The sequence below is a fragment of the Bacillus sp. 196mf genome (assembly GCF_003217275.1).
Taxonomy (GTDB): Bacteria; Bacillota; Bacilli; order Bacillales; family Bacillaceae_G; genus Bacillus_A; species Bacillus_A thuringiensis_S.
This window is the reverse complement of the sequence record NZ_QJTG01000009.1, coordinates 1-21,551: the sequence shown is the minus strand read 5'-3', so window position 1 is coordinate 21,551 and position 21,551 is coordinate 1. Positions and strand designations below refer to the sequence as shown.

The window sequence follows — 21,551 nt, the reverse complement described above, 5'->3', positions numbered from 1 at the left end:
AATTTGTTTAAAGTGAGGTAATGTAATGGATAATAAAATCGTATATGTCGTATCTGACTCTGTAGGGGAAACGGCTGATTTGGTTGTTCGAGCAGCAATGGGGCAATTCCCGTTTGCTCCTGATATTAGACGTGTACCGTATGTAGAAGATACAGGGACATTAAAAGAAGTGATTTCGATTGCTAAGAGTAATCAAGCACTTATATGTTTTACGTTAGTTAAGCCTGATATGCGCCAGTATTTAGTAACAGAGGCTGCAAAAGAAGGGGTAGAGGCATACGATATTATCGGCCCTCTTATTGATCAAATTGAAGAAATTACGGGGCAAGTGCCGAGATATGAGCCAGGTGTTGTCCGTAGGTTAGATGAAGAATACTTTAAAAAGATTGAAGCGATTGAGTTTGCTGTGAAGTATGATGACGGCAGAGATGCACGAGGTATTTTAAAAGCAGATATCGTGTTGATTGGTGTTTCGCGTACATCAAAAACACCACTTTCCCAATATTTAGCTCATAACAAACGCTTGAAAGTTGCGAATGTACCACTCGTGCCAGAAGTTGACCCACCTGAAGAACTATATCAAGTGGCAAAAGAAAAATGTTTCGGTTTGAAAATTACGCCAGATAAGTTAAATCATATTCGAAAAGAACGATTAAAATCACTTGGATTAAGTGATGGAGCAACATATGCAAATATTAATCGTATTCAAGAAGAAATTGATCACTTTGAGGAAGTAATTAGTAAAATAAATTGCCAAGTAATCGATGTATCGAATAAAGCGATTGAAGAAACAGCAAATATTATTGTGAATGCAGTGCAAAACCAAAAAATGTTTTAGCACATTTACCAAAGGTGAATGTGCTTTTTTCGCTCGTGTGAAATATGATACCTATGGATTTTGTAATAGATCGTAGTGTAATGGTTATACTTATACTCCTTTGTCTTTTAGTATATTCAAGGTGTGAGTTTGTCATCCTGAAATGTAAGCTGAAAAAATAAAGGGATATGTAGCGTAGTTGAAGAAAATATATTATAATAAAAAATTGTGATAAAAACCTATATTTTACGTTTAGACTTTAATTTTTCAGAATAAACTAGGGATAGGATTTACGAAAAAGACATGTAATTACGTTAAATCGACAAAATCTATACAAGAAAACGCACATTATGGAAGGATTCACAGAAGGGATGTAGAATACAGAAATATGCAAAACATCAACAACATATTAGTTGGTGTAGATGTATATCCCGTGAAGGCTGAAATTGTGCAAGTTGGAGCGGAATTTCATGTCGGAATTTTGTTTGTCGCATCATATGCTCATCCTTTAAGGAAATAGCAAGGCAATTGGATCTTTGTAGATACTGAACAAAATGGAGTTGATTGTTACATGGATCAACATGCAAATGTTACAGATCTCAAGATCAAACAGTATATGTGGCTTGCTACTCTTCTTGTAAAAAGGTGTATATGTATTGTTTCTAAGAGATACATTTGTAACAGATGAGCAAATGTATACAATTTTATATAGCAAGTATGTATATGCGATTTATGCAGATAAAGGACCTATAGGAAAGGTTCAAAATCGTTTATACAATGTAATCGGCAACACTTTCTAACAAGTTTAGAAAAATATTGTCGAATTATAAAGGAATTTTTTAATTTATATCGAATACAAAATACGACACGGAGATGGAGTTATGGGGAACAGAATTCCCGAAGAAGTTGTTGAACAGATTCGGACATCATCCGATATTGTAGAAGTGATTGGTGAATACGTTCAACTTAGAAAACAGGGGCGTAACTATTTCGGCCTTTGTCCATTTCATGGTGAGAATTCTCCTTCATTCTCTGTTTCATCTGATAAGCAAATTTTTCATTGCTTCGGATGTGGAGAAGGTGGAAATGTATTTTCCTTTCTAATGAAAATGGAAGGACTGGCTTTTACCGAGGCTGTTCAAAAGCTAGGCGAAAGAAATGGAATTGCGGTTGCAGAGTATACATCAGGGCAAGGACAACAAGAAGACATATCTGATGACACTGTCATCATGCAACAAGCTCATGAATTATTGAAAAAGTATTATCATCATTTATTAGTAAATACGGAAGAGGGAAATGAAGCACTTTCATATTTATTAAACCGTGGTATTACGAAAGAGATGATTGAGAAGTTTGAAATTGGTTATGCATCACCTGCTTGGGATGCAGCGACGAAAATTTTACAAAAAAGAGGTTTATCGCTGTCTAGTATGGAACAAGCTGGCCTTCTAATAAGAAGTGAGAAGGATGGTAGTCATTACGATCGCTTCCGTGGAAGAGTTATGTTCCCGATCTATACGTTACAAGGTAAGGTGATAGCGTTTAGTGGAAGGGCGTTAGGGGATGACACTCCGAAATATTTAAATAGCCCTGAAACACCGATTTTTCACAAAAGTAAATTGTTGTATAACTTCCACCAAGCAAGACCGTTTATTAGAAAGCGTGGGCAAGTGGTTCTTTTTGAAGGATATGCCGATGTACTAGCTGCGGTAAAAAGTGGTGTGGAAGAAGCTGTTGCGACAATGGGAACAGCTTTAACTGAAGAACAAGCAAAACTTCTGCGACGTAACGTTGAAACTGTTGTTCTTTGCTATGATGGTGATAAAGCAGGGCGAGAAGCGACGATGAAAGCAGGGCAATTATTGCTAAAAGTTGGTTGCCAAGTGAAAGTCACATCCTTGCCAGATAAGCTTGATCCTGATGAATATGTGCAACAATATGGGACTACCGCTTTTGAAAATCTTGTGAAATCAAGTGTGAGTTTTGTTGGTTTTAAAATAAATTATTTGCGTTTAGGGAAAAATTTGCAAGATGAGTCTGGCAAAGAAGAATATGTGAAAAGTGTTTTAAAAGAGTTATCGTTGTTACAAGATGCGATGCAGGCAGAGTCATATTTGAAGTCATTATCGCAAGAATTTTCGTATTCAATGGAAACACTTTTGAATCAATTGCACCAATATCGCAAAGAACAAAAGGTACAGCAAAAACAAATAAAGCAGGTTGCTAAACCATCTCAAGTCGTTCAAACAAAACCGAAGTTAACAGGTTTTGAAAGAGCGGAAAGAGAAATTATTTACCATATGTTGCAAAGTGCAGAAGTAGCTGTTCGTATGGAATCCCATATAGAAGATTTTCATACAGAAGAACATAAAGGGATTTTATATGAACTATACGCATATTATGAAAAGGGAAATGAACCTTCAGTCGGAACATTTTTAAGTTGGCTCTCTGATGAAAAGTTGAAAAATATTATCACTGATATTTCGACGGATGAATTTATTAATCCAGAATACACAGAAGAAGTGTTGCAAGGCCATTTGGAGACGCTTAGACGGCATCAGGAAAAACTTGAAAAGATGGAGATCATCTTTAAAGTGAAACAAATGGAAAAAACAGATCCTGTAGAGGCTGCTAAATATTATGTAGCATATTTACAAAATCAAAAAGCGAGAAAATAGCTTTTTTGATAAAGTTTTAGTATAATGAATGTTTGTATCTCGCGTAAGGAGGGGAACAGATGGCTGACAAACCAGCTCGTTCTAAACAAATTGAAACTGAAATGACCCTTGAGCAAGTGAAAGAACAACTCACTGAGCTCGGAAAAAAACGTGGCGTTCTTACATATGAAGAGATTGCAGAACGCATGAATGGATTTGAAATTGAATCCGATCAAATGGATGAATACTATGAATATTTAGGTGAACAAGGCATTGACTTAGTTGGTGATAATGACAACGAAGAAGGCCCTAATAATCGCCAAATTACAAAAACAGAAGAAGAGTTTGACCTCAATGATTTAAGTGTACCACCTGGGGTTAAAATCAACGATCCTGTTCGTATGTATTTAAAAGAAATTGGTCGTGTAGACTTACTATCTGCAGAAGAAGAAATTCGACTTGCAACGCGTATTGAAGAAGGCGATGAAGAAGCGAAACGTCGTCTTGCAGAAGCAAACTTACGTCTTGTAGTAAGTATTGCAAAGCGCTACGTAGGCCGTGGTATGCTTTTCTTAGACTTAATTCAAGAAGGTAATATGGGTCTAATTAAAGCTGTTGAAAAGTTCGATTATCGTAAAGGTTTCAAATTTAGTACGTATGCAACTTGGTGGATTCGCCAAGCTATTACACGTGCGATTGCGGACCAAGCGCGAACAATTCGTATTCCAGTTCATATGGTTGAAACGATTAATAAGTTAATTCGTGTACAACGTCAATTATTACAAGATTTAGGTCGCGAACCGTCTCCTGAAGAGATTGGTGAAGAAATGGATCTTGCTCCAGAAAAAGTACGTGAAATCTTAAAAATTGCACAGGAGCCAGTTTCTCTTGAAACACCAATTGGTGAAGAAGATGACTCCCATTTAGGTGACTTTATTGAAGACCAAGAAGCAACATCGCCTGCGGACCATGCAGCCTATGAATTGCTAAAAGAACAATTAGAAGATGTGTTAGATACACTAACAGATCGTGAAGAAAATGTTCTGCGTCTTCGTTTCGGTTTAGATGATGGACGAACTCGTACGCTTGAAGAAGTTGGGAAAGTATTCGGCGTAACGAGAGAGCGTATCCGTCAAATTGAAGCAAAAGCACTTCGCAAATTAAGACATCCAAGTCGTAGTAAGCGTCTTAAGGATTTCTTAGAATAGGTTATTTTTTAAGTTTACTTCACCTTTGTGAAGTAAACTTTTTTATTTTGTTAATTTTTGTTAAAATTTAGCTATCGGCAACGATTACAATTTCTTGTAATTTATTTTACAGAATTGTCTTTTGATTTGCAAATGCTCATTTTTCGATTTTTCGATTAATTTTGTTTATTCTATACAAAAATATATGTAGAAAAGCGAAAAATATGATGAGAAACGTTAATAATTATCGAAATAATAAGCTATATGACAATAAAAAACAATAAACTGAATTTATGGAATATTTTTAACAAGTAGTAGTTTTCTCTTTTCTGATAGAGCGTTTTCAAGTACAATGGAAATGACTGAATCATCTAACTATTTAGGGGTATAGAGGGGGGAGAAGAGATATGAAACGTAATCCGCTGATTCCGTTCGCTCTTATTGCAGCATTGGGTATTATCGTTATGTTTGTATTTTCATTTCAGGGGCTAAATAAATCTAAAGAGTTAGCTGATGCAAAAAATGGCGGGAAGCCAGCACAAACAGCATCAAAACCAGAGGATATTGTGAAGCAAAGCTGTACGAGCTGCCACGGTGATCAGTTACAAGGGGCAGTAGGACCTAACTTACAAAAAATTGGTGGGAAACTTTCAAAGGATGAAATTAAAGAAATTCTTTCGAAAGGAAAGGGCAATATGCCTGCTAATATAGTTCCAGCTGATCAAGCCACTAAAGTAGCTGATTGGTTATCGAAGAAAAAATAAAGTTCCGTATGACAAGTCTTTTGCTTATGCAAAGGGCTTGTTTTTCTATATTTTCTAAAATACGATGAATGATAGAGAAGTGAATTGTTGTTATAGGCTTGCAACAACTACTATAAATTCATTATCATGGAGACAGACTGACAAGAGAAGGAGTAATGGAAATACATGAATGAAGTAAAGCTTTCAAAACGATTAGAAGAAGTTGTGCGTGAAATACCGGTAGGATCTACAGTTGCTGATATTGGATCGGATCATGCGTATTTACCGTGTTATACAATTATAAATAATATTGCTACAAAAGCAGTTGCTGGAGAGGTTGTAGATGGACCGTTTCGCTCTGCACAAGCAACTGTAGCTGAAAGTGGCTTGCAAGATAAAGTAGATGTGCGTAAAGGGAATGGATTAGCTGTTATAGCGCCAGGAGAAGTAGATGTAATTACGGTTGCTGGAATGGGCGGAGCGTTAATTCGTGACATTTTAGAAAGTGGTAAAGAAAAATTAGAAGGTGTAACACGTTTAATTTTACAGCCGAATATTGCAGCACATCATATTCGTGAATGGTTTGTTGAAAATGGTTGGGAGCTTATCCATGAAAAAATCGTAAAAGAAGATGGGAAAATTTATGAGATTTTAGTAGGAGAGCGAGGAAATGTCGAAGCACCTTACTCGGAAAATAAACAAGCGGGATTGTTTATGGGGCCATTTTTAATAAAAGAAAAAAGTGAAGCTTTCGTTGAAAAATGGGAAGGGGAATTGAAAAATTTCCAAAATATTTTAAAACAGTTAGAACGTGCGGCTAATTCTGAAGAAACAAAAGCGAAACGTGCAGAAGTAGAAGCGAAAATGAAAATGATAGGGGAGATTTTATCATGAGTAAAATTCCAAACGGCCATGAAATTATTTCTTTATTTGAAAGTATGTATCCGAAGCATCTGGCGATGGAAGGAGATAAAATTGGTCTGCAGATTGGAGCGCTTAATAAATCTGTACAACACGTATTAATTGCATTAGATGTAACGGAGGAAGTTGTGGAGGAAGCGATTCAATTAGGGGCGAATGTCATTATCGCGCATCATCCTTTAATTTTTAATCCGTTAAAAGCGATTCATACAGATAAAGCGTACGGAAGAATTATTGAAACGTGTATTAAAAATGATATTGCCATTTATGCAGCGCATACAAATGTGGATGTTGCCAAGGGCGGGGTAAATGATTTACTTGCTGAGGCGTTAGGGTTGCAAAATACAGAAGTTTTGGCACCGACATATGCAGAAGAAATGAAAAAAGTTGTTGTGTTTGTGCCAGTAACTCATGCAGAGGAAGTACGAAAAGCATTAGGAGACGCAGGTGCTGGTCATATCGGCAATTATAGCCACTGTACGTTTAGTAGCGAGGGTACAGGTACGTTTGTACCTCAAGAGGGGACAAATCCTTATGTAGGGGAAACTGGACAGTTAGAGCGCGTAGAAGAAGTGCGGATCGAAACGATTATTCCAGTTTCACTACAACGAAAAGTGATTAAAGCAATGGTAACGGCACATCCATATGAAGAAGTAGCGTATGATGTGTATCCACTTGATAACAAAGGCGAAACATTAGGGCTTGGGAAAATAGGATACTTAAAAGAAGAAATGACACTTGGACAGTTTGCAGAACATGTAAAGCAATCATTAGATGTAAAGGGTGCACGAGTTGTTGGGAAATTAGATGATAAAGTGCGCAAAGTAGCTGTACTTGGTGGTGATGGTAACAAATACATCAATCAAGCTAAATTTAAAGGAGCAGATGTATATGTAACAGGTGACATGTATTATCATGTTGCTCATGATGCGATGATGCTCGGTTTAAATATAGTTGACCCAGGACATAACGTTGAAAAAGTAATGAAGCAAGGTGTACAAAAGCAATTACAAGAAAAAGTGGATGCAAAGAAACTCAATGTACACATTCATGCTTCGCAATTACATACAGATCCATTTACATTTGTATAAGAAAAATAAAAACCGTTGCTCATATAGGCAACGGTTTTTATTATTGTTCTTTTTTCACTTTTACACGGGGTAATATTTTTTGTAACGGTACTTTTCGAACTCTCTCCCATGTAGCGGGATTCATTGGGTCATATTGATCTAAGAAAGCGATAACTTCTTTTGTAATTGGAGTTGGAGTAGAAGCACCTGCTGTAACAGCTACGTTTTCTACACCTTGTAGCCACTCTAATTTAATCTCACTTACGTCTGCAACGCGGTATGCTTTCGTACCAGCAATTTCTTGTGACACTTGTGCTAAACGGTTTGAGTTGTTACTTTTCGGATCACCGACAACAATTGTTAAGTCTGCAACATCAGCTTGTTTAGCGACAGCTTCTTGGCGAACTTGAGTTGCTAAACAAATTTCTTTATGGAATTCTGCTGTTGGGAATTTTTTTTGAATGTCCTCCATTAAATGTTGAACATCCCATTGACTCATCGTTGTTTGATTCGTTACTAAAATTTTATCTGTTGGGATTTCTAATGTTTTTAAATCATCGGCTTTTTCGATAAGGTGAACGATGTCAGGTGCAATACCAACTGCGCCTTCTGGCTCTGGATGATTTTTTTTACCGATATAAATGACATGATACCCTTCCGCTTTCTTAGCTTCGATAAGGTCATGTGTCTTGGTAACATCTGGACAAGTGGCATCGATTGTTGTTAAACCTTTTTCTTTTGCGCGTTGTTTAACTTCTGGAGAAACACCGTGTGCAGTGAAAATAACAGTACCAGAATCAATTTTATCTAAAATTTCTAAGCGACTTGGACCGTCTAATGTGATGATTCCATCTTCTTCAAAAGCGTCTGTAACATGTTTATTGTGAACAATCATACCTAAAATATAAATGGGTCTCGGCAATGATTTATCTAATGCGGCGTTACGTGCAATTACCATTGCATCGACAACACCGTAGCAATAACCACGAGGGGAAATTTTAACAATTTTCATATGAGTAATCCTCTCCTTCTAAACAAGGGATACTTTTGTGCATAGTCTTTTACATTATAAAGGAGGAGTGGATAGAAAACAAAGGATTGTTACACATATAGTTTTGGTTTTGTTGCTGTTTTTTGAACAGGCTCCTCTCGTAATTCTTTTTCTATGACTGGCTCAATCACTATTTTTTTTCTTTTTCTTTTTTTTTGTGGAGGAGGTGGAGTTGCTACCTCAACCTTTTCTGTTATGTCTTCAGCCTGATTTTTAGTTGAATCTTCTTCCGTACTTTTTCCAGAGGTGAGGATTTTAACAATGCTTGGTAGGTTACGCATAATAGGGCCGTACTGTTCGACGACAGGGCTTACAGATTGAACGACTTGGGATACTTTTTCTATATTGTTTATCATATTAGTTGGATTCGAAATTAAATTCGCAAAAAAACTGCCGATGCCGCTACTGGATGCTGCTGTAGTTGTTGCACCGCCGCGCGTTTCGTTTGATTCGTACATTTGAGGGGGAATCATTTGCTCTGGATGCTGCTGCATGTATGGTTGATATTGCTGTGAGTACTGCTGTGGGTATTGCTGTTGATATTGGGGTTGATATTGTTGCCGATATTGAGGTGGCGGTTGCTGGTGCTGGTGCATCATTGGTGGCGGTCCTTCCATTTGTCGATAAGGCGGAACCATTTGCATGTAAGGTTCGGTTGGATCGTGTTTTTTAAAGAGTTTAGCAAGGAACCCTTTCTTTTTTTGTGCCATTGGTGGTAGTTGTGGAATTGGATATGGTGTATAAGGTTGCTGCCCTTGATTTGGATACATTTGTCTTGTAGGGGATTTTGGAAACATGTGAGAAATCCTCCTTTCTTCAGTTAGGTATATACACATACAATATGCAATAAGGGGGAAGAAGGTTAGTTTTTGAAGGGAAAACCTAAACTAAAGATGGATTTTACTTGTAGATTTCGATATAATGTAGACTTGACTGATTTGTGCGCGCAGTAGAAATTTAGAAAGAAGGTGTAACTTATGACACAACAAACTTTTACACAGTATGATTTTAAACCATTTTTAATAGATGCAGTTCGTGAACTACGCTTTACAGAGCCGACAGGAATTCAGCAGAAAATTTTCCCGGTCGTGAAAAAAGGTGTAAGTGTAATTGGACAATCCCAAACAGGTTCTGGGAAAACACATGCATACTTACTTCCTACATTGAACAGAATTAATGCAAGCCGTGAAGAAGTACAACTTGTTATTACAGCACCTACTCGTGAGTTAGCACAACAAATTTACGAAGAGATTGTGAAATTAACAAAATTCTGTGCGGAAGATCAAATGATTACAGCGCGTTGTTTAATTGGTGGAACTGATAAACAACGTTCAATTGAAAAGTTGAAAAAACAACCTCATATCGTAGTCGGGACACCAGGACGTATTAAAGACTTAGTAGAAGAACAAGCATTATTTGTTCATAAAGCAAATACGATTATTGTCGATGAAGCTGACTTAATGCTTGATATGGGATTCATTCACGATGTAGATAAAATTGCAGCACGCATGCCTAAAAACTTGCAAATGCTAGTTTTCTCTGCAACAATTCCTCAAAAACTAAAACCGTTTCTGAAGAAATATATGGAGAATCCAGAGCATATTCATATCAATCCAAAACAAGTTGCAGCTGGAAACATTGAACACTATTTAGTGCCTTCTAAACATCGTAATAAAATTGATTTAGTGAATAAAATGCTACTTCAATTTAAACCGTATTTAGCAGTTGTTTTCACGAATACGAAAAAAATGGCAGATCAAGTTGCTGATGGATTAATGGAACGCGGCTTAAAAGTTGGACGAATTCACGGGGATTTATCACCACGTGATCGTAAAAAAATGATGAAACAAATTCGTGACCTTGAATTCCAATATATTGTTGCGACTGATTTAGCAGCACGTGGTATTGATATTGAAGGAATTAGCCATGTTATTAACTATGAGCTACCATCAGATTTAGATTTCTTCGTTCACCGCGTTGGAAGAACAGCACGTGCGGGGCATTCTGGTATTGCAGTGACGATTTATGATCCAGCAAACGAAGAAGCATTAGATAGCTTAGAAAAACAACGTCATATCGAGTTTAAACATGTAGATTTACGCGGAGATGAGTGGGCAGATTTAGGTGAGCGTCGTCGTCGTAAGAGCCGTAAAAAACCAAATGACGAACTTGATGTTATGGCAACGAAAGTTATTAAAAAACCGAAAAAAGTAAAACCAAACTATAAACGTAAACTTGCAACAGAACGTGACAAAGTGAAGAGAAAATATAGCAATAAAAAAAGATAAGGGGTTTCCCTTATCTTTTTTTAATCCCGCTAATTTAAATGAAGAGTATAGTCTGTTTAAATACTCATATAAATTTGTGTAGTGCGTCTTTTATGAACAAACAATTCACTACATATTTCTACAAATTATGCTATCATTATATCTATTGTATATTGAAGAGGTGATTGTATGTTAAAGATTGGATCTCATGTTTCCATGAGTGGTAAGAACATGTTATTAGCAGCAAGTGAAGAGGCTGTTTCATACGGTGCAACAACGTTTATGATTTATACAGGTGCACCGCAAAATACACGAAGAAAACCAATTGAAGAATTGAACATAGAAGCAGGAAGAAAACATATGGAGCTGAATGGTATTGAGGAAATTATCGTCCATGCGCCGTATATTATTAATGTTGGGAATACGACGAAGCCAGAAACATTCCAATTAGGTGTAGACTTCCTTCGTATGGAAATTGAAAGAACATCGGCATTAGGTGTAGCGAAACAAATTGTTCTTCACCCAGGAGCGCACGTTGGTGCTGGAGCAGATGCTGGTATTCAACAAATTATTAAAGGGCTTAATGAAGTACTAACGCCAGAACAGACGGTTAACATTGCGTTAGAGACGATGGCAGGAAAAGGAACAGAATGTGGTCGTAGCTTTGAAGAAATTGCAAAGATCATTGATGGCGTAAAATATAATGAAAAGCTATCTGTATGCTTTGATACGTGTCATACGCACGATGCAGGATATGATATTGTAAATGACTTTGACGGTGTATTAAACGAATTTGATAAGATCGTTGGTATAGATCGTTTACAAGTACTTCATATTAATGATAGTAAAAATGTACGCGGAGCAGGAAAAGACCGTCATGAAAACATCGGATTTGGTCACATTGGGTATAAAGCATTGCATCACATTGTACATCATCCACAGTTAATGCATGTACCAAAAATTCTTGAAACACCGTATGTAGGGGAAGATAAAAAAGATAAGAAGCCACCATACAAATTGGAAATCGAAATGCTGAAAAACGGTACTTTTGATGAAGGGCTTCTTGAAAAAATTAAAGCGCAATAAGGAGGGGATTTCCCCTCCTTATTTTAGTAATTGCTGAAATAATGTATTTACTTGTTGGGCAGTGGCAGGGGAAGTTACTTTTGCAATCTGTTTTAAGAGCTCTAGTCGCTCGTTGTTATCGTAAATATTAATATTTTTACCTTTCATAAGTAAAACGATTTGGTCAGCTTGTGCAGTCGTAATAGAAACTTCATATTCTTTGCTATATTTTAATAACTCTTTTGTAGAAATATGATTTAATTTTTTATTAACAATTTGTTTAATGAGGTTCATCTTGTTATCCTCCTTCAGGCGTTCTTCTATCGAAATATATGAGCATATAGCTTGTACATATTCGTATAGAGTTTCTTTTTTCATGAGGAAAAGGAGCGTATGTTATAATATAAGGACAAAACTACAGAAAAAGAGTAAAGGGAGGACCTATGGAGCAAAAGCAACATCGAAAAGAAAGTGTTATTCATCTCATTTATCGTTTAGTTATGATTATTTTTGGGGCAGCATGCGCAGCGGTAGCGATTGAACTATTTTTAATGCCAAATAAAATTATTGATGGTGGAATTATTGGTATTTCTCTTATATTAGATTACCTTACTCCTAATATTTGGTGGTTAAGTTTTTCTACTTTAGTCGTTGTTCTCAATATCCCATTTATGTATTCGGGTTATAAGCAAATTGGAAAAACATTCATGTTATCTTCGGCATTTGGTATTGTAGCGTTAGCATTCATTGAGTCAACGTTACATGCGGTGCCACCGTTTACAACAGAGCCTATTTTAGCGACTGTGTTTGGTGGTCTTATTTTAGGTCTTGGTGTAGGACTTGTAATTCGTCATGGTGGATCGTTAGATGGAACTGAAATTATGGGGATTTTATTAACGAAGAAATTACCGTTCTCTGTTGGTGAATTCGTAATGTTTGTGAACTTATTTATTTTTGCATGGGCAGCATTTGTGTTTGGTGTGGAACAAGCGATGTATTCTGTTATGACGTACTATATTGCATTTAAAACGATCGATACAGTAATTCAAGGGCTAGATGAAACGAAAGCAGTTTTAATTGTATCTGATCAATATGAGGAAGTATCAAATGCGATTTTACATCGACTCGGCCGTGGAACTACAAAGCTTGTAGCAAAAGGTGGTTATACAGATAAAGAAAAAGAAGTTATTTATGCAGTTGTAACGCGTCTAGAAGTGACGAAGTTAAAGTCAATTGTGCATGAAATTGATGAAAATGCGTTTGTTACGATTATGAGCACGCAAGAGACAAATGGTGGTAAGTTTAAATCGGCTATTCACTAAACGTATATAGGAATATTTTTCGAAAGCAGAGAATTTTTCTCTGCTTTTTGTTATAATAGTAAGGTTTCTTGAAAAAATAGATATATTTTAGGCAGATTGGTTTACAACTATAATAAGCTGTACTATAATTCAAATAGATATAAATCGGAATCATTCTGAATTAAAATAGGTGAGATGCTATGAATAATATATTAGAGATTGAAGGTTTAACATTCCGATACGAAGATCGGAATGTGTTAGAAAATATTAATTTGCAAGTTCCGAAGGGAGCTTTTTTAGGTTTAGTGGGACCGAATGGTTCAGGTAAATCAACTTTACTTAAGTGTTTATTAGGCGTTTTAAAGCCGAAAGAAGGAAGCATTCGTGTGTTTGGCGTTGATAGTAAGAAGTTTAAGGAATGGAATAAAGTTGGTTATGTATCCCAAAAAGCAAATAGTTTCAATTCTGGTTTTCCAGCAACTGTTTCTGAAGTTGTGTCAATGGGACTTGTTTCGAAAAAAGGGCTTTTTCGCTTTTTCACAAAAGAGGATAAGAAAAAGGTAGAAAAAGCAATTGCTGATGTAGGGATGAGTGAGTTTCAAGGTCGTAATATTGGAGAGCTTTCTGGTGGACAGCAACAGCGTGTATTTATTGCTCGTGCGCTCGTTAGTGATCCTGAATTGCTTATTTTAGACGAGCCTACTGTTGGAATCGATGTAAAAAATGTGGAAAGTTTTTACGAAATATTAGAGGATTTAAACAAAAGGCTCGGGATCACATTAATTCTTGTTACTCATGATATGGGAGCTGTTACCGAAAAAGTAACACATGTTGCATGCCTAAACCAACATCTACATTTCCATGGAAATGTAGAGAAGTTCCGAGAGTTAGAAGATGCAGAAATGTCCGTCTTATATGGACATCATGTTCATCGTTTAGAACACGAACATGAGCATCACGGGAGGATATAATGATACAAGATTTTTTACAATATGACTTTTTACGTAATTCTTTATACGCAGGTATTTTAATTGGACTTGTTGCACCACTAATAGGTGTGTTTGTTGTTATTCGTCGTTTATCTCTTATTGCGGATGCATTAAGTCACGTGACGTTATCAGGTATTGCAGCAAGTTTATTACTTGAAAAAACCATTTTTACAGGTGGGTTTTTAAACCCCTTATATATGGGGATGGTTTTTTCAATTGGTGGAGCGCTATTAATCGAAAAGTTAAGAACTGTATATAAGCACTATCAAGAATTAGCAATTCCGATTATCCTTTCGGCAGGGATGGGAGTTGGAGTTATTTTCATTTCACTTGCAAATGGATTTAACACAGACTTATTTAGTTATTTATTTGGTAGTGTCAGTGCTGTAACAAGTACGGATTTAATTATTATTGGGATTGTAGCAATTGTTGTTGTTGCGACAATTATTTTATTATATAAAGAGCTGTTTCTACTATCATTTGATGAGGAATACGCAGTATCAACTGGTTTAAGAGCGAAATGGATTCACTTTATTTTCATTATATTAGTTGCTCTTGTCATTGCAGTATCAATGCGTGTAGTAGGGGTTCTTCTCGTATCATCATTAATGACGTTACCAGTTGCAGCAAGTATTCGTATTGCTAAAGGATTTAAACAAACAATTTTCTTTTCCATTTTATTTGGTGAAATTGCAGTAATTGGTGGAATGTTTGCTTCGTATCAACTTGATCTAGCACCAGGTGGTACAATTGTTATGATAGCAGTTCTTATTTTAATCGGTGCGATTTTATGGAAGAAGAAAAAAACTGCATAAAGTAGGGATAGGTATGAATCTAACAGAAGCTTTACGCCTAATGAAGGAAAAAGGATACAAACATACTGGAAAAAGAGAAGAGATGCTCAGATTATTTGCAGCACATAATCGTTATTTAACTGCGAAAGACGTTTTAGAGCATATGAAAGACGATTATCCAGGGCTTAGTTTTGATACGATTTATCGTAACTTAACAGTTTTTGCTGAGATTGGTGTTTTAGAACAAACGGAATTAAATGGTGAAAAACATTTTCGTTTCACTTGTTCTATTATGGAACATCATCATCATTTTATTTGTTTGGATTGTGGTGGGACGAAAGAGATTACTTCCTGCCCAATGGATTTTATGAATAAAGATTTTACTGGTTATGAAGTAACGGGTCATAAGTTTGAAATATATGGTCGTTGTCCAAAATGTGCAAAGTAAAAGCTCGTCGGTTATATAACTGACGAGCTTTTTTACGTAGAAAAGAAGGTTGCTCACAAATATTGTGGCAACCTTCTTTTTATTGTTCTTGTGTCTCTTTTTCTTTTTCTCGTTCAGCAGCCATTTCAGCAGCAATTACGTCGATTTCTTTTTTCAGTTCTTCTACCATTGTTTCTTCTGGTACTTTACGAACGACTTGCCCTTTACGGAATAATAATCCCTCTCCACGTGCACCAGCAATACCGATATCAGCTTCACGAGCTTCACCAGGACCATTTACAGCGCAACCAAGTACTGCAACTTTAATTGGTACTTGAAGTGTAGAGATGTATTCTTCCACTTCGTTAGCGATGCTAATTAAATCGATTTCAATACGACCACAAGTTGGACAAGAGATAAGTGTCGCTGCGTTAGACGCAAGACCGAATGATTTTAATAATTCACGAGCAACTTTTACTTCTTCAACTGGATCAGCACTTAATGAAATACGTAGTGTATTTCCGATGCCTTTACTTAAGATTGCTCCAAGACCAGCGGCACTTTTTACAGTTCCAGCAAACAATGTTCCAGATTCTGTAATACCTAAATGTAATGGGTAATCAAAAGCGCGAGCAGCTTTCTCGTATGCTTCGATTGCTAAGTTAACATCAGAGGCTTTCATAGATACGATAATATCGTGGAAATCTAAGTCCTCTAAAATTTTAATATGATGTAGCGCGCTCTCAACCATACCATCAGCAGTTGGGTATCCGTACTTTTCTAAAATGTGGCGCTCTAATGAACCAGCGTTTACACCAATACGGATTGGAATACCGCGCTCTTTTGCTGCATTTACAACAGCTTCTACTTTATGGCGACGACCAATATTACCTGGATTGATACGTACTTTATCAATGCCACCTTCAATTGCTTTTAAAGCAAGGCGATAATCAAAATGAATATCAGCAACAAGTGGAATGTTGATTTGTTTTTTTATATCAGCAATAGCATTAGCTGCGCGTTCATCTGGAACGGCAACGCGGACGACTTGACAGCCAGCTTCTTCTAAACGCTTGATTTCAGCAACTGTTGCTTCAACATCATGTGTTTTTGTTGTTGTCATACTTTGTATAATTAATTCATTATTACCGCCAATTGTTAAATTACCGACTTTAACTGGACGTGTTTTTGTACGATGAGTCATTTCATTCACGAATAGATCGCTCTCCTTATAAAAGAAGTTTCTTATTTAGTCCCTCATATCAATGATAGTATACGTGATATAGGGCTATAGAAACCGAAGTGCTCGGTTTCACTTTTACTATTGTATCAGCGCCTTTATGTAATTGACAAGGATTAAGTGATGGCTTATTGATATAACGGGAATTTATAAGACTTTCCAATTTGTATTTTTGTAGCAGATGTACTTTTGTTTAATTGTTTAAAGTCGTCAATGACTTTTTCTATGGAAGGAATTTTTTTCTTGTTAATTTGTTCTGTAATAGAAAGAATTGTCTCGCCAGTTTTTACTTCAATTGTTTTATAAGATGTATCCGTTTCTTTTTCTGTTTTATTCTCTTTATTTTGTTGGCTGTCTGTGTTTTCTTTTTTAATCGTTTGGGCAGCAGTTGTTTTTTTATATGAACTTAACATCGGTAAAGTACCGATTTTTATATCGTAATAAAATATATAACCGAGAACAAGCACGAATAGAAATATACCTAACCTCTTCATATTCTTCACTCCTTTGCTAGGAATATATGCTTGTCCAAAAAAAAAATGCCTATTTAGGCATTTTTTTATTTTTCTTTCGGTTGGGGTACCTCTTTAATCGTTAAGTATAGAACGATTAAAACAACAGCGATATAAATGAATGTTGCGCCAGGTACGACGATTTTGAATAAATCCATAATCATGAAGAAAATGGTTGGGATTGTGTAGCTGTATGCAGTTAGTGTCCAAACTTGTTTATAGGATAGTTTACGTTGACCGCTCATAGCAGAACCGATGAACGCAAGTAAAGTCACGCCTACAAAAGTGATGAATAATTGGAATAGGTACACTAAGAATCCAATAACAAATAATAAAATTGGATAAATATTATCGAATAAAGAAATAAATTCTTGTAGATCTTTTTTCTCAAGAGATGCACCTAACAAATCGTTATAAGAATACGTTTGTGTTTGACCATTTCCCATAGAGACTACTTTATCTTTTAAAACAAATAAACCTGTTTTATTTTGATATTTTTCTAGGTCTGTTGAATTTGGATCAAATACGAAAAGTGCATTTCCTTCTTCTTTTTCAATAGGCTGATCAATATCGGCTTTTAGTTCGCCATTTTCAATTTTAAAATCAGGTAAATCTTTATCGATGACTTGATTTACCATGCCTACACCATCTTGGATAAAACTACCGTACAAAAAAGTTCTTGGAATAGTAGTAATTAAGCAAAGTAGCATAATATACAAAATGGTTTTACCGATTTTTTGAAAACGGAATAGCGCCATATCTTTAGGCGAGTATATGCTTTTTACGAATTGGGTAAATATGGACATAGATTCACTTCCTTTATGTATGTATAAAATCATTGTAACGTAGGAATCTAGAGAATCTCAAGATATATTATATTTACATATAGTGGAGATAACTAAATTTCTTTTTATTAACTTTCTTCTTTTAAATAAGAAAAATACAATTGACACTTTTCTTTTCTATATGGTAAATTTATCTTACATTTCTTAAAGGGCATATCCGATAGGAATTCCTTTATTTGATATGTTGTTACATACATAATTGTGGACCCTTAGCTCAGCTGGTTAGAGCAGACGGCTCATAACCGTCCGGTCGTAGGTTCGAGTCCTACAGGGTCCATATCCATTTCGCATGTTTATTATGTTAGCAGGAAGCTTCCTTGTAGAAGGAAGCTTTTTTTACGGAATATATGAGCATTTTAATTGAAAAGAAGTGGGAATTTTGCTACTTTAATGATAGCAAGACAATGTGATTTATTTGTTTGCACCCTATGGCAATTAGGGTAGAATGAAGTTGTATGTCACTTAAGTGGCAATACATAAACTGGGAGGAATATAACAATGGCAAAACACGAATTACCAAATTTACCTTATGCGTATGATGCTTTAGAGCCTCACTTTGACAAAGAAACAATGAACATCCATCATACAAAACATCACAACACGTACATTACAAACTTAAACGCTGCTTTAGAAGGTCATGCAGAATTAGCTGACAAAAGCGTAGAAGAATTAGTTGCAAACTTAAACGAAGTACCAGAAGCAATCCGTACAGCAGTACGTAACAATGGTGGCGGACATGCTAACCATACATTCTTCTGGACAATCCTATCTCCAAACGGCGGAGGACAACCTGTAGGTGAACTTGCAACTGCAATTGAAGCAAAATTCGGTAGCTTCGATGCATTCAAAGAAGAATTCGCAAAAGCTGGCGCAACTCGCTTCGGTTCTGGTTGGGCTTGGTTAGTAGTAAACAATGGTGAGCTAGAAGTAACAAGCACTCCAAACCAAGATTCTCCTTTAACTGAAGGTAAAACGCCAGTTATCGGTTTAGATGTTTGGGAGCATGCTTACTACTTAAACTACCAAAACCGTCGTCCAGACTACATCGGTGCATTCTGGAACGTTGTAGATTGGAACGCTGCTGAAAAACGTTACCAAGAAGCAAAATAATTGTAATAAATATAGAAAAAAGCTAGGGGAGAACCCCTAGCTTTTTTCTATGCTTTCCTTTTACATAATTGGGCTTGTCTTTGGAAGACTAGAACATGAAGTAAAGGAGAGTTGTGTATGAAGTGGAAACATATAATTGGTGACGTTGAAGTGAATCGGGATTTAGTGTTATTGCTCCTTATAGGAGGTTTATACACGCTCGCAATTTCTTTATCGAATACGTTTGTAAATATTTATTTATGGAAACAAACACAAAATTATGTGAATCTTGGCTTGTATAATTTGGCCAGCGTTATATTACAGCCTCTCACATTTCTTGTAGGGGGAAAATTAGCGAAACGTATCGATCGCTCGATTTTATTACGAATAGGAGTAGGAACGCTCGCAATTTTTTTTATTGTTGTCTTAGTAGCGGGGAAAAGTGCTTCTCAGTATATTTTATTAATGGGGGCTCTTTTAGGAGTAGGATACGGTTTTTACTGGTTGGCTTTTAACTTATTGACATTTGAAATTACAGAACCAGAAACAAGAGATTTCTTTAATGGGTTTCTTGGACTTCTTACATCCTTCTCTGGGATGATCGGACCAATAGCAGCAGGATACACAATTTCACGTATGGAGAAATGGAGTGGTTATACTGTTATATTCTTTCTTTCATTAGTTCTATTTGCAATTGCTGTCGTCTTAAGCTTCTTTTTATCTAAAAGAGAATGTGAAGGGCGTTATGAAATCGTGCAAGTATTGAAAGAACGACGGATTGATAAAAACTGGGGAAAGATTACACGAGCTCATTTTTTCCAAGGATTGAGAGAAGGAACGTTTATTTTTGTCATTTCAGTATATGTTTATTTAGCAACTAATAGTGAGTTCGCATTAGGGAAATATAGTTTAGTGAACTCTGCTGTATCCTTTGTATGTTATTACTTAGTTGCTCGTATGTTAAAGAAGGAGTGGCGAAAAAAAGCAATTTTACTTGGAGGCATTATTTTATATGCTGTCGTCTTTTTAGTTATTTTCAATGTTACATACACGAAATTACTTATTTATGCGGCATGTATTGCGATTGCATATCCTATTTTACTTGTTCCGTATGGATCAATGACATATGACGTAATTGGTAGAGCGAAAAATGCGAGAGAATGGCGTGTGGAATATGTCGTTGTTCGGGAGCTGTGGTTAAACGCCGGAAGAATCTGTTCCATTTTAAGTTTTTTATGTGCTGTACTATTCTTTCCACCTGAAAAAAGTTTACCTTACTTATTATGTATTTTAGGTGCTGGACATTTTCTTATTTATTTTGCAGTTAAAAATGTCAAATATGATGAGGGAAATGCGAGTAAAACAAGTGTTGTAACGCAAGGAAACGCGCAAAACCAAACTGAACCAGAAGGTTAACTTCTCGTTTAAATAAGTTGTAGCAATGATTTATGGATTGATGGTAACGTTTTGGGAATAATTATATCAAATCATTCTCCATGAACGCAACTACTTCCGCCTGTTTTGATGGATATAAATGACTATAAGTATTCAGTGTAGTTGATACATTTGAATGACCTAGGCGTTGGGCTACTACAAGTGGACTAACGCCTTTGTTTATTAAATAAGATGCATGAGAATGCCTAAATTCATGAAGTAAAATGGGTTTGACAACTGCTAACTTTAAATATTTTTGGTAATTCCTACGGAGAGTGGAAACAGCAATGCTGTTATAAAAATTTCCAAATACAACGTAATTATTTTTCACAGAAAATTCTTTAGAGTATTCTCTTTTTAATTCTTCTAATAATTGAATGCAGCATGTTGGTAACATAATTATTCGATTAGATGCTTTTGTTTTTGGCTTTGTTGTTTTTCTTTCAAATTCAGTTTTATTAATGTCAATTGTTTTGTCAGAAAAATTAATATCCTCCCAAGTTAAAGCCAACAATTCCCCTTTTCTGGCACCACTATAATAAAGCGTAGAAAAAAAGGCTTTATATAACAGTTCGTTCACGACAGAAATAAATTGTTTGTACTCTTCAAATTCCCAGAAATTCATTCGTTTATTGGATTCTTTTTCAAAATTACCTGTAATTCTTGCGGGGTTATTCGTAAGACCATGAAATTTAATTGAAAAATTAAATATCGCAGATAGTACGGCATGAATCTTCTTTAGATGTTTAGCTGAGTATGTATTTATAACTTTGTTTTGATAATTCATGATATGTTTCGGTACGATATGATCTATCTTTATCTTTCCAAATTCGGGTACTAAGTGATTGTAAATAACATTTCGAATAGTGACTATTGAAGATTCCTTCCTCCTCTGGCAATACCAATCAAAATAGCTATCTGCAACTTGAGCAAATGTTAAACTGGAGTTTGTTTCTTTTTCAACTAACATCTTCGCTTCCGCTTCACGTGCTTCCTTTTTCGTTTTAAACCCACGACGCTTTACTTGCTTTTGAGTACCATCAAATTGACGGACTCTGACAACAAAGAAATAGGTTCCTCGTTCTTTATCCTTATAGATCACCATAAAAAAGTCCTCCCGCGTATATAAAGATTGATAATTC

The 21,551-nt window shown here is 35.9% G+C and carries 23 protein-coding genes and 1 tRNA gene; 17 read left to right on the top strand and 7 right to left on the bottom strand.

Features of this window, described 5'->3' with window-relative positions:
* Window positions 1-25 precede the first annotated feature (25 nt).
* The 8 genes from ATL10_RS14635 to ATL10_RS14600 all read left to right on the top strand — a co-directional run bounded on the left by ATL10_RS14635 (window position 26) and on the right by ATL10_RS14600 (window position 7,416).
* Entirely contained in the window at window positions 26-838 is an 813-nt protein-coding gene (locus ATL10_RS14635) for a pyruvate, water dikinase regulatory protein (RefSeq protein WP_000368944.1), read from the top strand.
* A 367-nt stretch (window positions 839-1,205) separates the two neighbouring features.
* Window positions 1,206-1,337 (top strand): hypothetical protein, encoded by a 132-nt coding sequence (locus ATL10_RS31885; RefSeq protein ID WP_002024806.1) that lies wholly within the window; start codon window positions 1,206-1,208, stop codon window positions 1,335-1,337.
* Between the two features lie 136 nt (window positions 1,338-1,473).
* A complete protein-coding gene (locus tag ATL10_RS31285) occupies window positions 1,474-1,617 on the top strand; it encodes a hypothetical protein (protein WP_000479733.1) in 144 nt (47 codons plus the stop codon).
* A gap of 81 nt (window positions 1,618-1,698) precedes the next feature.
* Window positions 1,699-3,495: a DNA primase gene (gene dnaG / locus ATL10_RS14620; protein WP_000528221.1), complete on the top strand. Its 1,797-nt coding sequence runs from the start codon at window positions 1,699-1,701 to the stop codon at window positions 3,493-3,495.
* 59 nt (window positions 3,496-3,554) lie between these two features.
* Window positions 3,555-4,682, top strand: coding sequence for an RNA polymerase sigma factor RpoD (rpoD, locus tag ATL10_RS14615; RefSeq protein WP_000764066.1), 1,128 nt, complete (start codon window positions 3,555-3,557; stop codon window positions 4,680-4,682).
* A gap of 386 nt (window positions 4,683-5,068) precedes the next feature.
* Complete coding sequence (gene cccA / locus ATL10_RS14610; protein WP_000828142.1) at window positions 5,069-5,425, top strand: cytochrome c550; 357 nt, start codon at window positions 5,069-5,071, stop codon at window positions 5,423-5,425.
* Between the two features lie 165 nt (window positions 5,426-5,590).
* On the top strand, window positions 5,591-6,298 hold the full coding sequence (locus ATL10_RS14605) for a tRNA (adenine(22)-N(1))-methyltransferase (protein ID WP_001006547.1): 708 nt from the start codon (window positions 5,591-5,593) through the stop codon (window positions 6,296-6,298).
* Window positions 6,295-7,416 (top strand): Nif3-like dinuclear metal center hexameric protein, encoded by a 1,122-nt coding sequence (locus ATL10_RS14600; protein WP_000036248.1) that lies wholly within the window; start codon window positions 6,295-6,297, stop codon window positions 7,414-7,416. The genes ATL10_RS14605 and ATL10_RS14600 overlap by 4 nt, the downstream gene beginning before the upstream one ends.
* 40 nt (window positions 7,417-7,456) lie before the next feature.
* Here the strand turns inward: ATL10_RS14600 and ATL10_RS14595 are convergent, their stop codons facing one another.
* Together ATL10_RS14595 and vrrA are read right to left on the bottom strand one after the other, a co-directional pair.
* Window positions 7,457-8,407, bottom strand: a complete 951-nt coding sequence (locus ATL10_RS14595) for a 4-hydroxy-3-methylbut-2-enyl diphosphate reductase (protein ID WP_000706657.1) — start codon at window positions 8,405-8,407, stop codon at window positions 7,457-7,459.
* Window positions 8,408-8,496: 89 nt separating this feature from the next.
* Entirely contained in the window at window positions 8,497-9,243 is a 747-nt protein-coding gene (gene vrrA, locus ATL10_RS14590) for a VrrA/YqfQ family protein (protein WP_000484179.1), read from the bottom strand.
* A 180-nt stretch (window positions 9,244-9,423) separates the two neighbouring features.
* On the opposite strand from vrrA, the gene ATL10_RS14585 reads away from it, so the two are divergent.
* Together ATL10_RS14585 and ATL10_RS14580 are read left to right on the top strand one after the other, a co-directional pair.
* On the top strand, window positions 9,424-10,734 hold the full coding sequence (locus ATL10_RS14585; RefSeq protein ID WP_000194023.1) for a DEAD/DEAH box helicase: 1,311 nt from the start codon (window positions 9,424-9,426) through the stop codon (window positions 10,732-10,734).
* A 168-nt stretch (window positions 10,735-10,902) separates the two neighbouring features.
* Entirely contained in the window at window positions 10,903-11,799 is an 897-nt protein-coding gene (locus ATL10_RS14580) for a deoxyribonuclease IV (protein ID WP_000912471.1), read from the top strand.
* 18 nt (window positions 11,800-11,817) lie between these two features.
* Here the strand turns inward: ATL10_RS14580 and ATL10_RS14575 are convergent, their stop codons facing one another.
* Window positions 11,818-12,072 (bottom strand): DUF2624 domain-containing protein, encoded by a 255-nt coding sequence (locus ATL10_RS14575; protein WP_001048958.1) that lies wholly within the window; start codon window positions 12,070-12,072, stop codon window positions 11,818-11,820.
* Window positions 12,073-12,221: 149 nt separating this feature from the next.
* On the opposite strand from ATL10_RS14575, the gene ATL10_RS14570 reads away from it, so the two are divergent.
* From ATL10_RS14570 to ATL10_RS14555, 4 genes are all read left to right on the top strand, one after another.
* Window positions 12,222-13,100 carry a YitT family protein gene (locus ATL10_RS14570; protein WP_000435960.1) on the top strand — a complete coding sequence of 293 codons (879 nt, stop codon included), beginning with the start codon at window positions 12,222-12,224 and terminating at the stop codon, window positions 13,098-13,100.
* A 179-nt stretch (window positions 13,101-13,279) separates the two neighbouring features.
* Complete coding sequence (locus ATL10_RS14565) at window positions 13,280-14,050, top strand: metal ABC transporter ATP-binding protein (RefSeq protein WP_001059662.1); 771 nt, start codon at window positions 13,280-13,282, stop codon at window positions 14,048-14,050.
* Complete coding sequence (locus tag ATL10_RS14560) at window positions 14,050-14,883, top strand: metal ABC transporter permease (RefSeq protein WP_000613817.1); 834 nt, start codon at window positions 14,050-14,052, stop codon at window positions 14,881-14,883. Before ATL10_RS14565 ends, ATL10_RS14560 begins: the two co-directional genes overlap by 1 nt.
* A 13-nt stretch (window positions 14,884-14,896) precedes the next feature.
* Window positions 14,897-15,310: a Fur family transcriptional regulator gene (locus ATL10_RS14555; protein WP_001054516.1), complete on the top strand. Its 414-nt coding sequence runs from the start codon at window positions 14,897-14,899 to the stop codon at window positions 15,308-15,310.
* A gap of 79 nt (window positions 15,311-15,389) precedes the next feature.
* Here the strand turns inward: ATL10_RS14555 and ispG are convergent, their stop codons facing one another.
* From ispG to yqgB, 3 genes are all read right to left on the bottom strand, one after another.
* Window positions 15,390-16,493, bottom strand: a complete 1,104-nt coding sequence (gene ispG, locus ATL10_RS14550; RefSeq protein WP_161114734.1) for a flavodoxin-dependent (E)-4-hydroxy-3-methylbut-2-enyl-diphosphate synthase — start codon at window positions 16,491-16,493, stop codon at window positions 15,390-15,392.
* Window positions 16,494-16,657: 164 nt separating this feature from the next.
* Window positions 16,658-17,023 (bottom strand): protein YqfZ, encoded by a 366-nt coding sequence (yqfZ, locus tag ATL10_RS14545; RefSeq protein ID WP_110497081.1) that lies wholly within the window; start codon window positions 17,021-17,023, stop codon window positions 16,658-16,660.
* 65 nt (window positions 17,024-17,088) lie between these two features.
* Complete coding sequence (gene yqgB, locus ATL10_RS14540) at window positions 17,089-17,847, bottom strand: protein YqgB (protein ID WP_000021895.1); 759 nt, start codon at window positions 17,845-17,847, stop codon at window positions 17,089-17,091.
* A gap of 242 nt (window positions 17,848-18,089) precedes the next feature.
* On the opposite strand from yqgB, the gene ATL10_RS14535 reads away from it, so the two are divergent.
* From ATL10_RS14535 to ATL10_RS14525, 3 genes are all read left to right on the top strand, one after another.
* A tRNA-Ile gene (locus ATL10_RS14535) sits at window positions 18,090-18,163 on the top strand.
* 221 nt (window positions 18,164-18,384) lie between these two features.
* Window positions 18,385-18,996 carry a superoxide dismutase [Mn] gene (sodA, locus tag ATL10_RS14530; RefSeq protein ID WP_001052031.1) on the top strand — a complete coding sequence of 204 codons (612 nt, stop codon included), beginning with the start codon at window positions 18,385-18,387 and terminating at the stop codon, window positions 18,994-18,996.
* A 117-nt stretch (window positions 18,997-19,113) separates the two neighbouring features.
* Entirely contained in the window at window positions 19,114-20,391 is a 1,278-nt protein-coding gene (locus ATL10_RS14525) for an MFS transporter (RefSeq protein WP_023523062.1), read from the top strand.
* A gap of 61 nt (window positions 20,392-20,452) precedes the next feature.
* Here ATL10_RS14525 and ATL10_RS14520 read toward each other — a convergent pair whose 3' ends face one another.
* The gene (locus ATL10_RS14520; protein WP_110497129.1) at window positions 20,453-21,514 is read right to left on the bottom strand and encodes a tyrosine-type recombinase/integrase; all 1,062 of its coding nucleotides are present in this window, start codon (window positions 21,512-21,514) and stop codon (window positions 20,453-20,455) included.
* Between the last annotated feature and the right edge of the window lie 37 nt (window positions 21,515-21,551).